The sequence below is a fragment of the Rhodococcus sp. SJ-2 genome (genome assembly GCF_053750035.1).
In genome coordinates this window covers 3,235,537-3,249,168 of the sequence record NZ_CM132340.1, presented here as the reverse complement: position 1 = coordinate 3,249,168, position 13,632 = coordinate 3,235,537, and the positions used below count along the sequence as shown (strand labels likewise).

The window sequence follows — 13,632 nt, the reverse complement described above, 5'->3', positions numbered from 1 at the left end:
CAGAAGATCCCCGGAGGAAACTCCGGGGACCTTCTGTGCTTGTGCCGAACACCGCGGTCCTGCGGCCGAGACGGTCACACTGTCGACGGCACCGCAGACAGCGCCGGATCGTCGGCCGGCGGCTGCAGCACTCCGTCGCGCACGAGCGAGTCGACCTCGGCCTTGTTCATGCCGAGCAGGCTCTCGCAGATCTCGCGTGTCTGCTCACCGGCGAGCGGCGCCTGGCGCAACGGCCAGTCGGGCAGTGCGGAGAAATGGGCCACTTGCTTCGCCGACGGAAGCGGAGCAGGCAGCAGGTCGTGCTCGAGCTCAGTATACGCTCCACGTGCAACCAGATGCGGGTCGGTGAGCAGCTCAGGCAGCCGCAACATCGCGCCGGCCGGAACACCGGCAGCCTGCAAGGACTCCATCGTCTCGGTTGGTGTGTGCAACGCCGACCACTGTGCAAGAACCTCGTCCGCTTCGGCCCTGTGACGGATCCGGCGCTCTGCAGTCGCGAACCGCGGATCGTCGATGAGATCGGGGCGGCCGAGCACTCCGCAGAGCCGCGCCCAGTCGGCATCGTCGCGTACGGTCACCGCGCACCATTCGTCGTCCCCACCACACGCGAACACCCCGGAAGGTGCCGAATACGGATCGGAGTTGCCTGGTGCATTGATCGTTCCCGGCTCGAGGTACTCGGCGACGAGCTGGTTGCCGAGCATCATGATCGCGGTATCGGCCTGGGCCACTTCGATCGTGGCGCCGCGTCCGGTCGTCAATCGGCTGATCAATGTCGCGAGAATCGATGTCGCAGTGACCTGTCCGGCAATGTGATCGGGGTAGACGGTGGAACCGTCACTCAGCCCGTCGGAGGCGTCGGAGTAACGCCACAGCGCCGAGACACCGCACGCGGCACGCACCAGCGGTCCATAGCCGAGCCGCTTGTTCCACGGTCCGACGCTGCCGAACGCACTGCTCTCGGACACGATGATCCGCGGGTTGATCGCGGCGAGCTCGTCGTACGACAGCCCCATCGACGTGAGGGTCCCCGGTTTGAAATTCGCGAGCACGATATCTGCGTCAGCGGCGAGCTGCTTGAACAGCCGAATGCCCTCGGGGCTGCGCAGGTTCAGGCCCAGACTGCGACGGTTGCGGTGCCCCCAGGCCACGGATGCGGCAAGTGCGGCGCCCCGCTTGGACTGGCGCAGTCCGTCCGGAAAGCTCGAGTTCTCGATCTTGATGACGTCCGCGCCGTTGTCCGCGAACTGACGTCCGAGTTCTGCACCGAACACCACCACACCCAGGTCGAGGACCCGGAGCCCGTCGAACGGACGCGCACCGGGTTCACGCGACGACGCTGTCACCGGAACGCGGGGATCGTCGGAAGCAGAGGAGAACACTCTCTCGTTGTGTTCACCGACTTCCGGTGCACGTGTACGGAATCCGACGCGGCTGTGGTCCACCTTCGCGTAGCCGGACGGGACCCGGGCCTGGACACCGGGAGCGATCTCGGTGTCGACGAAGGTGCCGGACACCTCGAAATGCTCGGTCGTCAACACCTCCGAGACAGTGTTGAGTCCCCCGATCGGGATGCCTCGCGCAGCACCTTCGACGACCAGCTGAGCGCGGGTGTAGGTGCTGAACAATTCGTCGATGAGCGGGTTGAGACGGTCCGATGCCGCAAATCGTGCAGGAATGGTGTCGTACTTCGGATCTGCGAATTCCTTCGGCTCACCGAGCCATTCGAACATTGCGCGCCATTGCCGTTTCGCCAGCAGGCAGATTCGTACCTGTCCGTCGGCACAACGATAGACCGGATAGAAGTTGGACGCGTCGGGCCGGCCGCGGGGGAAGTCCTCCGAACGACCGGCTGCAGCAGAACCCTGCACTCCGAAGCCGGGATCGAAGCCGTGCACGATGACCTCGAATGCCGAGATGTCGACCAACTGCCCACGTCCGGTATGCAGTCGGTCGTAGTACGCCAGCAGCGCCGACCACGCCGTGTGGACACCCACCGACTCGTCGACCAGACCGTTGGGCGGTAGTAGCGGCCGGTCCCCCGGTTCACCGGACCGGGACAGCACACCGCTGAGGGCATAGAGCACCTGTTCCGTCGCTGCCCAGTCCCGGTACGGACCGTCCTGACCGAAACCGGCGATCGATACCGCCACGAGCGCGGGGTTCACTTCCAGAAGGTCGGCAGCGCCCACTCCGCGCGCTGCGAGAAAGCCCGGTGCGAAGGATTCGAGCAGAATATCCGAACGTCGCGCCAGGGAACGCACTCGTTCACGATCGCCCTCCGCATCTAGGTCCAGGACAACTCCGAGCTTGTTCGCATTGCGGAGCGCGAACGGGATACTCACACCGTCCCGTACCGGCTCCGCCGATCGTGAGGCGGACCCTCCGGGAAGCTCGACCCGGACGACCTCGGCACCGAGATCGGCGAGAATGCGGCCTGCGGTGTCGCCGAAGCCATCCGTCAGTTCCAGTACCCGGACACCCTGCAGTGGTAGTGCCATCGTGTGCTCCATAAGTCTGCTCGACGCGAGATACGTGTGTACTCAGCGTGTTCCGAAGTACACCGACTTCGCAGTGAAATACGGTGTCAGTCCTTCCGGGCCGAGTTCACGGCCCAGCCCCGACGACTTGACTCCGCCGAACGGCGCGTCCAGGTCGAGGGCGTAGTAGTTCACCCCGACCGTGCCGCTGTGAATCCGCCCTGCGAGGTCGAGACCGTGCTGTTCGTCGGTGGTCCAGACCGTGCCACCGAGCCCGTATTCCGAGTCGTTGGCAATCCGGACGGCGTCGTCCTCACCGTCGTACGGGGTGATGGTCAGCACGGGCCCGAAGATTTCTTCCTGCGCGATGCGCGCGGAATTGTCGACGTCGGCGAAAACCGTCGGCTCGACGAACCATCCCTGCGACTGTGCGGCGGGAGCGCCGCCACCGGTGGTGATGCGGTAGCCGTCGGCGCAACCCGATTCGATGTATCCGAGGACGCGATCGCGCTGCGCTGCCGACACGAGGGGGCCCACGTCGGTGGTCTTGTCGAGCGGATCCCCGACGGTCAGCGCCCGCACAGTCTCGGTGACCACGTCCACGACCTCGTCGTACCGCGAGCGGGGCGCGAGAATCCGGGTACTCGCGTGGCAGGTCTGGCCGTTGTTCACGAGCGACACCTCGAGCAGGTTCTTCGCGAACACATCCAGGTCCGCGCGCTCGGTGACGATCGCGGCGGACTTGCCGCCGAGTTCCAGGGTGACAGGCCGCAACAACCGGCCGCACACCTCACCGATCGCGCGACCCGCGGCAGTGGAACCGGTGAAGGCCACCTTGTCGACGCCCGGATGCGAGACCAGGTACGCGCTCGCGTCGCGGTCGGCGGGGACGACATTGATCACGCCGTCGGGAAGACCTGCCTCCACGGCAGCGTCGGCGAACGCGAACGCGTCGAGCGCAGTCTCGGGTGCGGGCTTGAGCACCACGGTGCACCCGGCTGCGAGCGCGGGCGCCAGCTTCATCGCAGCGAGCGGCTGCGGATAGTTCCACGGCGTGATTGCCGCGACGACACCCACCGGCTCGCGGCGCACGACGGTACGACCACCGAATGCGCTCGGGCGGACATCCTCGTTGGACGCATTCCGGATCAGACCCGCATAGTACGAGATCATCGCAGCAGGCCCGAACCCGTTGACACCGCCCGACAGTGCGATCGGCATGCCGTTCTCACGAGTGACCAGCCGGGAGGTGTCGCGGCCACGAGACTTCAGGGCGGCCGCGAACGTGTCGAGCAGGTCGGCACGTTCGACGTTGCTGAGGCCGCGCCACGGTCCCGTCAATGCGGTGCGTGCCGCCGCGACTGCATCGTCGATGTCGGCTTCGGATGCCATCGCGGATGTGGCCAGGACTTTCTCGGTGGCCGCCTCGACGACGTCGACTTGTCCGCCGGTTTTCGGGGCCACCCATCGGCCACCGATGAACAGTTCGTTTCTGTCCTGCTCGTTCATATCGTGCCTTTCGAGGTGACGGTCAGAGGGTGTCTTCGTGGCCGAAGAGCACTGAACTCACCAGCGGCGCCATCGGTCCGCCGATGAACAGGGAGGTCTTCGCGGAGGCGACGGGGTTGGTCGAGGTGCCGCGGATCTGCCGGACCGCTTCGACCGCCAGGTTCAGACCGTTGATGAACGAATCGGCGAGGTTGCCACCGCTGGTGTTGATGGGCAGCTTGCCTGTCGGTGCGGTGAGGTTCTCGACGGTCATGAATGTTCCTGCCGCTTCGCCCGGCGGGCACAGGCCGTGGTCGATCAGCGCTGCGACGGCAGGGCCGCTGAAGTTCTCGTAGACCTGCACCACGTCGACGTCGTCGGGCCCGAGACCTGCTCCGCTCCAAAGCCTCTCGGCAACACCGGGTTTTCCGTTGTTCGCGGGTCCGAATCCGGCGCTCATGTACTGCTCGCCGAAATCGTTGTCGATCAGTTCCGAGTATCCGCCCGGCGCGCCCTGTGCACCCGCCAGCAGATATGCCGGGTCGGGGCGCAACGTCTTCGCCCGGTCGGACGAGACGAGTACCAACGCCACGGCGCCGTCGCTTTCGCGGGAGCAGTCGAACAGGTGGAACGGCTCGGCGATCAATCGCGACTCGTCGTAGATCTTTTCGTCGAGGGGGCGGCCGTAGCCCTGTGCAGTCGGGTTGTTCTGCGCATGCTGGTACGCCGCGAGTACGAGAGAGCGCATTGCCGAACGCGGCACACCGCCGTGTTCGAGCAGGCGCTGCGTGCGCATCGCGCAGATCTGCGCGGGCGAGCCGATGCCGTGTGCGAGGAAGTGGCTGCCGTAGTGGTACTTTGCGTACCCCAGCCGACCCGTATCCGCCTGCGACATTGCTCGATACACCACAACGCACTCGGCCTGCCCGGTGGCGATCGCCGCGGCGGCATTGGTGATGGCGGCCGCAACACTGCCTCCGCCGCCGCCCCACATCATGTTCGACCAGCGCAGTTCGTCGATGAGTAACGCACCGCCGAGGATGGCACCGTCGTTGTCGCCGCCGGCGAAGGAGACGAAGCCGTCGATCTCGCGAGGGCTGATCCCGGCGTCGGCACACGCTTCGAGGATGACTTCGAGGGTCATACGCTTCTCGCTGTGGGGGGCCTCGCCTCGCCGGTAGTGCTGTTCTGCGATGCCCACGACCGCGGCGGCACCACGCATGATGTTGCTCATCGTTGTTCTCCTTCCGAGCCCACATCGGCACGACGCCAACGCAGCAGCGGCCAGGTTGCACCTTCGGCTCGTTCGAAGACTCCGACCACGCGGTCTCCGATCTCGGGGTCTGCGTCGATGCCGTCGGTGAGGATGCCGAGAACACGGCGACCGTCGGCGTGTGGCAGCTCGACGAGCACGGTCACGTATGGAAGTGTGTCGGCGTATTCCTCCATGTACGGGTACCAGCTGCGATTCCAGCTGTACACGGTGCCGACGGGCTCGACCGTCTCCCAGTCGAGGTCGAAGCTGTGGCAGTGACCGCAGAGGGCCTGCGGGCCCCAGATCCAGGTGCGGCAGGCGGCGCAACGCTGCAGCCGAAGCTCACCTTCGAGGAGACCGTCCCAGTACGGCTGATCGAGCCCGTCGGGGACCGGGCCCCACGGTTCTGTGGCGGATTCCGTTGTCGTCATGCGTTCGCGTCCGTTCCGGTGGGGAAGTTCTCGAGCTTTGCTGCCAGCCATCGGCCGTCGTGGAGTTCCCAGATGGAACGCAGCCCGATCGAGCGGTCGCCCGTGTCGTAGACGGTCTCGCCCACCATGAGGTCGCCCTCGGCGCGCACGTCCTTGATCTCGAACCCCTTCGTGGCTTCGCGCGGGGTGTCGATGCCCTCGAAGACCGCCGGAATGTTCTCGCGCACCATGTCGCGGAGGCATGCCTTCATGTCCCCGACGTGGACATAGCCGACGTGCTGCTCGTACAAGACACGGAAGTCTTCGACCGACATGTGTGCACTCCTCGATTCCATGACACGAATTCGCCGTGCCCCTCGTTACAGTAACCTTATGACTTTAGATAAATGGCGTCAACGTCACACGAAGCGGAACTGTCCGCTTCCCGCAATCGCAACCGGCTGACCAGCGACGTCGTCCTCGACCAGACGAGCAAGGCCATCGACGTCCGCCGTCGTCGCGAGTGTCCGCTCACCCGATACCGTGCGCGCAGCGACAAAACCCCGCTCCGGATGACCGTCACGGCCGTAGGTCACCGTCCAGGACTCCACCGACGCCGTACCCTCGAACGACTCGACGGCGTTCGTCGTCGGCTGCGCCTCGACCTCGGCCTGCACATCCAGACGCCGGAAACCGCCCGCCGGAGGCTCGGTCCGATACACGCCCATCGCATGCTTGGTCAGATAACCACTGTTGGCCGTCACCAGACCGTACGCACCCGGAGACTCCCGCAATCGCGTCGCCATCGTCGCGATCGAGTGACTCACATAGTTGTTCCACGGCCCACCACCGAACGTCAGGCCCCCGGTCACCGTGAGAGGCCGACCCGGATCATCCAGCGCCAGACCCAATTCGTTCGCCGCAACCTGCACCGCCGACGGGAAACACGAATACACGTCGACATGCGCGACATCGTCGAGTCCGATACCGGCGATTTCGAGGGCCCGCGCCCCCGCGATCCGGATGGCCGGGGACGCATCGAGCGCTCCGCGCTCCGCGATCGCATACGTATCGTGCGATTCGGTGCCGGACTGCGGAAAGATCCAGTTCTCCTGCGGAATTCCGAGCCTGGTGGCGGTATCGACCGAGCACATCAGCAACACGGCACCCTGATCGACCATGTTGTTCGAATTCAACAGCTTGGTGTACGGCGTGGAGATCATCCGGTTCTCCGGCGCCGCCGACGCAATCTGCTCGGCGGTGTACTCCCGCTGCACCCACGCGTTCGGATTGGTCGCCGCGATCTTGCTGAACCGCGACCACAACCCACCGAGGAATTCCCGGTGTTCCTCGATCGAGAGTCCGGCCGAGACCCGTAACGCCTGCTCGAACAGCGGATACACGTACGAGGGCCGATCCAGACCGATCCGGCGTTCACTCTCGGCCGCCATCGGCACATCGGTGACCATGATCTCGGCGGCAGGCACCGACTCGTCCTGCACGGTCCACTCGGGTCGCAGTTTCTGCGTGCGCAGTTTCGTGCGGGTCCGCCACGATTCCGCTCCGCCGATGAGCACGACATCGGCGCGTCCGGCAGCGATGTCCTCGGCAGCACCGTTGACCAGCACCTGCGGTGAGCTACCACCGTTTCCGGTGTAGCCGGTGTGCCGGACAGTCGCGCCGATACGCTCACCGACGAGCGCACCCGGATCACGGTAGCGCCACGACAACAGTCCGATCACACGGACCGAATCGACGAGTTCGAGCAGCCGCGCCGATCCCGCGTCCGCAGCGGCCGCACGCGCCGCGCGCACCATCAGATCGACCGGCTCCACACCGCCGTCACGTTCGTTGATCTGACCGGTGCCGACGAGTACCGGGGTTCGCGGGTCGAGGGTCACGACTGCACCGCCTGCAGGATCCGCTCACGGTTCTCCGGTTTGGGCCACCCTCCGAGGATCAAGGTCGTGAGACACGTGGATTTCCACTTGGTTTCGATCTCTTCGATGATCTTGTCCGCCGGACCTACCAGCGCGACGTCCTCGACCATTTCGGTGGGCACCGCCTGGGCCGCGAGCTCGGGGCGGCCACTCAGATACAGCTCCTGAATCTCGGCGCACACGTCTCCCCAGCCCATACGCGCGAACACATCGTTGTGGAAATTGGCGCCCTTGGCGCCCATCCCACCGGCGTACAGCGCGACCGTCGGCTTGAGCCGGGCGGCCGCCTTCTCCACGTCGTCGTTCTCGACGAGCCAACACGTGTTCGCAACCTCGAAGTCGTCTTCGGTGCGACGTGCGCCCTCGCGAGCGAAGCCCTCGGCGAGTGCCTTGCGGTAGAACTCGTCGCTCTTGGGCGAAAACCACAGCGGTGTCCACCCGTCGGCGATCTCGGCGGCCAACGCCACGTTTCTCGGCCCCTCCGCCCCCATGTAGATGGGGACGTCGTTGCGTAAAGGATGAACGATCGACTTGAGCGGCTTTCCGAGTCCCGAACCCCCCTGGAGAGGAAGCTGATACTGGCGCCCGGAATACGTCACCGGCTCCTCACGCGCCCACACCTGGCGCATGATGTCGATGTACTCGCGGGTGCGCTCGAGTGGTCGCGGATAGGGCTGTCCGTACCAGCCTTCGACGACCTGCGGCCCCGACGCCCCGATGCCGATGATCACGCGGCCACCGCTGAGGTGATCGAGGGTCAGCGCAGCCATCGCCAACGCGGTCGGTGTGCGTGCCGACATCTGGCACACCGACGTACCCAGCTTGATCGTCGATGTCTGCGCGCCCCACCACGCGAGCGGCGTCAGCGCGTCGGACCCGTACGTCTCGGCTGTCCAGAAACTGTCGACGCCGAGCGCCTCGGCCTCCGCGAGCATCCGTTCGACATTGCGCGGCGGGCCCGCGCCCCAATACCCTGCGGCGATTCCAACTCTCATGCTGTTCCTCTGCCTCGTGCTGTCGGTGTCAGTGGTTCTTGAACTCCGGCGGGCGCTTCTCCAGGAACGAGACGACGGCCTCCTTGTGATCCCGCGTCAATGAGCTGAGGATCTGCGTCCGGTTCTCGAGATCGATCGCGGCGCGCATGCTGGGCACCTCGAGGTTCGACCACATGACCTCCTTGGTCATCCACACACCGAACGGGCTGTTCTGCGCGATGGAGTCTGCGGTGTCCAACGCGGCGTCGAGCACCTTGTCGGCGGGTTCGACAGACGAGACGAGACCGATACGGTCGGCCTCGGCGGCATCGATGGACCTACCCGTGAGCATGATCTGCGCTGCACGGGAGAAACCGATCATGCGGGGAAGGAGCCAACTCATCCCGATGTCGCAGTTCGACAGGCCACGCCGGATGAATGCCGCGTGGAAGACGGCCGATTCGGACATGATGCGGATGTCCGCCATGAGAGCGAGCGACATACCTCCGCCCGCCGCGGCACCGTTGACAGCCGCGATGATCGGCTGCCGGGCGCTGCGGAACGCGTCGACGAGACCCGCGATGTGCTTCTGTACGCGAAGTCCGAGTTGCGCCCTGCCCTCGCCGTCGGTCGTGCCGGCCGGCGTTCCGTAGCCGCGCAGATCCAGCCCCGCGCAGAAGGCGCGTCCTTCGCCGGTGAGAACGATCGCCCGCGTGTCCGAATCATCACGAACCTCGGCGAGTACCTCGTGCAACGCGTCGATGAGATCGACGTTCATGGCGTTGAGTTCGTCCGGTCGGTTGAGTCGGATCAGCAGAATCCCGGGCCGGGGTCGCTCGGTCAGAACCAGTTTCGCATCGGACATATGACTCTCCCAAAGGACGTTGTACTCGACAGATCGAGGCTAATGGCTTTAGATTAAAAGCTCAAGGAAGCAGCGGAGCAACCCGACCGAAGGAGTCTGCAGTGGCACATCTCGATGGCAAGGTCGCAGTGGTGACAGGGGCTGCGAGCGGAATCGGCGCAGCCACTGCGCGCACGTTCGTGCAGCGCGGGGCCCGAGTGATCGTTGCGGACATCGACCACGCCCGGGGCGAAGCCGTCGCCGCCGAACTCGGCGACCACGGCGCCTACCTCCACACGGATGTACGGAACGAATCCGAGGTCGCCGCCGCCGTCGCCCTGGCCGTGGACCGGTTCGGCCGGCTCGACTGCATGATCAACAATGCCGGACGGGTGGGCGCCTGGACGTTCCTCGAGGACACCTCCCTCGAAGAATGGGAAGACGGGTTCGCAGTACTCGCGCGCAGCGCGTTCCTCGGGACCAAGCACGCGGCACGCGTTATGCGCGAACAGGGTTCGGGCAGCATCGTCAATGTCTCCAGCGTCGCGGGCGTGCGCACCGGCTTCGGACCACATCCTTACAGCGCCGCGAAGGCCGCCGTTCTGCAACTGACGCGCACCGCCGCCGTAGAACTGGCCGAGTTCCGGATCCGGGTCAACGCGCTGATCCCCGGCGGTGTCGCCACCCGGATCGTCGGACACGGCGCCGGACTCGAAGACGAGGCCCTCGATCGCAGTGTCGACGCCGTACGCCGCAGCCTCGGAAAGTTCCAGCCCATCCCTCGCGCCGGCGAACCCGAGGACCTCGCGCACGCCGCCGCCTACCTCGCGTCCGACGATTCGACATTCGTCACGGGCCAGACGCTCGGCGTCGACGGCGGACTGACGCTCGGCAAGAAGTGGCCGTCCAACTACCGGGACGAGGCGCAGGCGGCATCGAGTCGAACAGCCGCCGCCGTGTCGTGACCACAGTAGAGGTGGGAATGCCGTCCGTGCGCGCCGCGACGGACCACGTATCCGATCGCCCCGACGTACCCGAACTCCTCGACCGCTTCGGGCGTGTCGCACGAGACCTCCGTGTCTCCCTCACCGAAAAATGTTCCCTGCGCTGCACCTACTGCATGCCCGAAGAAGGCCTTCCCCCGATCCCCCGTGAGCAACTGCTCACCGCCGACGAAATCGTGCGCCTCGTCGACATCGCCACCGGCCACCTCGGCGTACACGAGGTGCGCTTCACCGGCGGCGAACCCCTCATGCGCCGCGACCTCGAAGACATCATCGCCGGCTGCCGCCGCGTCGCCCCCCACGTACCACTGGCCCTGACCAGCAACGCCGTCGGACTCGCCCACCGCGCCCGAGGCCTGCGCGACGCCGGACTGTCCCGCATCAACATCTCCCTCGACACCATCGACCGCGATCACTTCGCCCGGCTGACCCGACGCGACCGCCTCGATTCGGTCCTCGCGGGCATCCGCGCGGCCGCGCAGGTGGGTTTGGCCAGGGTCAAGGTCAACGCGGTCCTGATGCCCGAGACCCTCGACGGCGCCGCCGACCTGCTGCGCTGGTGCCTCAACGAGGGTGTCGAACTGCGGTTCATCGAGGAGATGCCCCTCGACGCCGACCACGAATGGGCGCGGACGAACATGATCACCGCTGCGCGTCTGCTCGAGGTACTCGGTGCCCGGTTCACCCTCACCGAGACTGCGCGAGAGGACCCGTCGGCTCCCGCGGAACGCTGGTTCGTCGACGGTGGACCGGCGACAGTGGGGATCATCGCGTCGGTCACCCGGTCGTTCTGTTCGGACTGCGACCGCACCCGTCTGACGGCCGAGGGCACCGTCCGGTCGTGTCTGTTCAGCGATCGGGAGACCGATCTGCGGGCGGCGATCCGTGGTGGTGCGACCGACGACGAGCTTGCCGCGTTGTGGCGCGGCGCGATGTGGAACAAGTGGGCCGGACACGGCATCGACGCGGCGGGTTTCGTTCCGCCACAACGGAGTATGGGAGCTATCGGTGGCTGAGCACGTCACACAAAGGGTTCACACGTTCTGTCGGATCTGCGAGGCGGCCTGCGGACTGGTCGCCGAGGTCCGGGACGACAAGGTGATCACGCTGCAGCCGGACAAGGACCATCCGATCCACCGGGGCTTCTCCTGCCACAAAGGCGTGCACTTCCTCCAGGTCCACAACGACCCGGACCGCCTCGATCGCCCACTCAAACGCACGAACCCTCGCAGCGAGGAGGTCGGCAACTTCGAGCCGATCGACTGGGATGATGCGGTGCGCGAGATCGCTGCCGCACTCGGGGACATCCGGCAGCGCTACGGACGCAACGCTCTCGCCGTGTACCAAGGCAATCCCTCCGCGTTCAACGGCACGTACTACGCCAATGCGGGCTCACTCGCACGGGGATTCGACACCCGGATGCGTTTCAGCGCAGGCACCCAGGACACCTCCGCCAAATATGCTGCGAGTGAGGCCATCTACGGAGCGTCGATGGCTCATCCGATTCCGGATCTGCTCCACACCGACTACTTCCTGTGTCTGGGCAGCAACCCGCAGGTCTCACACATGACGCTCTTGCACATCTCCGATCCGATGGCCAAGATCAGGGCGGTGAAGAAGCGAGGCGGCACCGTTCTCTTCGTCAATCCGCGCAAGATCGAGTCGTCGAGGCCGGACACCGGAGAGGTGCTGTTGATCAAGCCGGACACCGACTTCTACTTTCTCGCCGCACTTCTGCACGAGATCGTCTTCCGCATCGGTTACGACCGCACCGCGGTGGAGAAGCACGCGCGCAACATCGACGGATTGCTCGACTTCGTCGCGCAGTACCCCGTCGAACGGGTGGCCGCAGTCACCGGAATCGAAGCAGCGGCCATCAGGCAGGTCGCCGACGAGTTCTGCGCTGCTCCCACCGCCAGCATCTACATGGCGACCGGCGTGAACCAGGGCAGACAGGGCGCACTCGCGTACTGGATGCTCAACATGATCAGCTTGTTCACCGGAAATCTCGGACGGCGGGGCGGAAATATCTACTCGCGCGGCATGGCCGACGTCGTACAGAACTCGAAACGCAAGCGCGAAGATCCGTTCTTCGAGAACCATCTGGGCGAGATTCGTACCGTCAGCGGGGATCTTCCCGCTGCACGGCTGTCGGACTACATCGAGAATCCGCACGAGCCCATTCGCGCGTTGATCGTCATCTCCGGCAATCCGCTGTTGTCGGTGGGAGGTGGAGGACGTCTTCGCCGGGCGCTCGAAGGCCTGGAGTTGATCGTGACACTCGACCTGTACCGCACGGTGACCGGCGAGATCGCGGACTATGTTCTGCCCGCCACCGATTGGCTCGAGCACGAGGACGTCAACTTCCTGAACACGATGGGTGTTGCGACGGAACCGTACGTGCAATACACCCCGGCCGTGGTGGCGCCGAAGGGCGAGCGCCGCGACGACTGGTGGATCCTTTCACGTATCCAGCAGGAGATGGGAGTCGAGACCCTCCTCGACCAGCCCGATCCGAACCCTCTCGCCAATGCAGACGCGGCCATGCGCGGTGCCGGACTGAGCATCGATGTTCTCGAGGGCCTGCCCTCCCAGACCGCGGTGCTGCCCGAGGCAGTTCCGTCGCAGGTGTTCACCATCGCGGTGCAGCATGACGACGGACTGATCGATTGTTGCCCTGGGATCTTCCGGCGTGCATATCGCACCGCAGAGAACATCTTCGACGAATTGTCTGCCGAAAACCCTGACCAGCTCAAGCTCATCACCCGCCGAACCCCGTACATGGTGAACAGCTGGCTACACAATCTCCCTGTTATGAAACAGGGTGTCCACCAAGATAATCCATTATGGATGAATCCAACCGACGCCGACCGTCGCGAACTTGCAGAGGGTGATCACGTCGTCGTCCACAATCGCTTCGGCACGCTCGAGGCGGTGCTGGCCTACGATGACGCACTGAAGCCTGGGGTGGTCGCGATGACACACGGCTGGGGCCAGAGAACCGCCCGCGGACTCGATGTGGCACGACGCCATCCGGGCACGAATGTGAACGCACTTGCCCCTATCGGACGCGAGGGATACGACATCCTCAGCAACCAGTCGCACCTCACGGGAATCAACGTCGAGGTCGCGCGAGCCGAAGCCTCGGACCTCACTAGACAAACCTAATCCACATAGATTATTGTGGTCCGCGTCACCATGTCATTCGGGCTTTCTGCCCACCGCTCACAACTGTGA

Annotated in this window: 11 protein-coding genes; 3 read left to right on the top strand and 8 right to left on the bottom strand. The window is 65.2% G+C overall.

Going from position 1 to position 13,632, the window contains the following annotated elements; all coding sequences use genetic code 11:
• Positions 1-74 precede the first annotated feature (74 nt).
• From ACSYG9_RS15220 to ACSYG9_RS15185, 8 genes are all read right to left on the bottom strand, one after another.
• The gene (locus ACSYG9_RS15220) at positions 75-2,501 is read right to left on the bottom strand and encodes a CaiB/BaiF CoA transferase family protein (protein ID WP_454838962.1); all 2,427 of its coding nucleotides are present in this window, start codon (positions 2,499-2,501) and stop codon (positions 75-77) included.
• Between the two features lie 42 nt (positions 2,502-2,543).
• Positions 2,544-3,989, bottom strand: a complete 1,446-nt coding sequence (locus ACSYG9_RS15215) for an aldehyde dehydrogenase (protein WP_454838961.1) — start codon at positions 3,987-3,989, stop codon at positions 2,544-2,546.
• Between the two features lie 22 nt (positions 3,990-4,011).
• Positions 4,012-5,202, bottom strand: a complete 1,191-nt coding sequence (locus ACSYG9_RS15210; RefSeq protein ID WP_454838959.1) for a thiolase C-terminal domain-containing protein — start codon at positions 5,200-5,202, stop codon at positions 4,012-4,014.
• Positions 5,199-5,654, bottom strand: a complete 456-nt coding sequence (locus ACSYG9_RS15205) for a Zn-ribbon domain-containing OB-fold protein (RefSeq protein ID WP_454838958.1) — start codon at positions 5,652-5,654, stop codon at positions 5,199-5,201. The genes ACSYG9_RS15210 and ACSYG9_RS15205 overlap by 4 nt, the downstream gene beginning before the upstream one ends.
• Entirely contained in the window at positions 5,651-5,968 is a 318-nt protein-coding gene (locus ACSYG9_RS15200; RefSeq protein ID WP_454838957.1) for a hypothetical protein, read from the bottom strand. The genes ACSYG9_RS15205 and ACSYG9_RS15200 overlap by 4 nt, the downstream gene beginning before the upstream one ends.
• A gap of 84 nt (positions 5,969-6,052) precedes the next feature.
• Complete coding sequence (locus tag ACSYG9_RS15195; protein ID WP_454838956.1) at positions 6,053-7,534, bottom strand: acetyl-CoA acetyltransferase; 1,482 nt, start codon at positions 7,532-7,534, stop codon at positions 6,053-6,055.
• Positions 7,531-8,568, bottom strand: coding sequence for an LLM class F420-dependent oxidoreductase (locus ACSYG9_RS15190; RefSeq protein ID WP_454838955.1), 1,038 nt, complete (start codon positions 8,566-8,568; stop codon positions 7,531-7,533). Before ACSYG9_RS15190 ends, ACSYG9_RS15195 begins: the two co-directional genes overlap by 4 nt.
• Before the next feature lie 28 nt (positions 8,569-8,596).
• Positions 8,597-9,412: an enoyl-CoA hydratase/isomerase family protein gene (locus tag ACSYG9_RS15185; protein WP_454838953.1), complete on the bottom strand. Its 816-nt coding sequence runs from the start codon at positions 9,410-9,412 to the stop codon at positions 8,597-8,599.
• A gap of 101 nt (positions 9,413-9,513) precedes the next feature.
• Between ACSYG9_RS15185 and ACSYG9_RS15180 the strand changes: the two genes are divergently transcribed.
• The 3 genes from ACSYG9_RS15180 to ACSYG9_RS15170 are packed head-to-tail and all read left to right on the top strand — an operon-like array spanning position 9,514 to position 13,563.
• Complete coding sequence (locus ACSYG9_RS15180) at positions 9,514-10,356, top strand: glucose 1-dehydrogenase (protein ID WP_454838952.1); 843 nt, start codon at positions 9,514-9,516, stop codon at positions 10,354-10,356.
• Entirely contained in the window at positions 10,353-11,411 is a 1,059-nt protein-coding gene (moaA, locus tag ACSYG9_RS15175) for a GTP 3',8-cyclase MoaA (protein WP_454838950.1), read from the top strand. The genes ACSYG9_RS15180 and moaA overlap by 4 nt, the downstream gene beginning before the upstream one ends.
• Positions 11,404-13,563 (top strand): molybdopterin-containing oxidoreductase family protein, encoded by a 2,160-nt coding sequence (locus ACSYG9_RS15170; RefSeq protein WP_454838948.1) that lies wholly within the window; start codon positions 11,404-11,406, stop codon positions 13,561-13,563. Before moaA ends, ACSYG9_RS15170 begins: the two co-directional genes overlap by 8 nt.
• Positions 13,564-13,632 lie beyond the last annotated feature (69 nt).

Bases quoted from the DNA above. Each gene is read 5' to 3' on its own strand.
- ACSYG9_RS15220 (WP_454838962.1), bottom strand. From the start codon at position 2,501: ATGGCACTACCACTGCAGGGTGTCCGGGTACTGGAACTGACGGATGGC.
- ACSYG9_RS15215 (WP_454838961.1), bottom strand. From the start codon at position 3,989: ATGAACGAGCAGGACAGAAACGAACTGTTCATCGGTGGCCGATGGGTG.
- ACSYG9_RS15210 (WP_454838959.1), bottom strand. From the start codon at position 5,202: ATGAGCAACATCATGCGTGGTGCCGCCGCGGTCGTGGGCATCGCAGAA.
- ACSYG9_RS15205 (WP_454838958.1), bottom strand. From the start codon at position 5,654: ATGACGACAACGGAATCCGCCACAGAACCGTGGGGCCCGGTCCCCGAC.
- ACSYG9_RS15200 (WP_454838957.1), bottom strand. From the start codon at position 5,968: ATGTCGGTCGAAGACTTCCGTGTCTTGTACGAGCAGCACGTCGGCTAT.
- ACSYG9_RS15190 (WP_454838955.1), bottom strand. From the start codon at position 8,568: ATGAGAGTTGGAATCGCCGCAGGGTATTGGGGCGCGGGCCCGCCGCGC.
- ACSYG9_RS15185 (WP_454838953.1), bottom strand. From the start codon at position 9,412: ATGTCCGATGCGAAACTGGTTCTGACCGAGCGACCCCGGCCCGGGATT.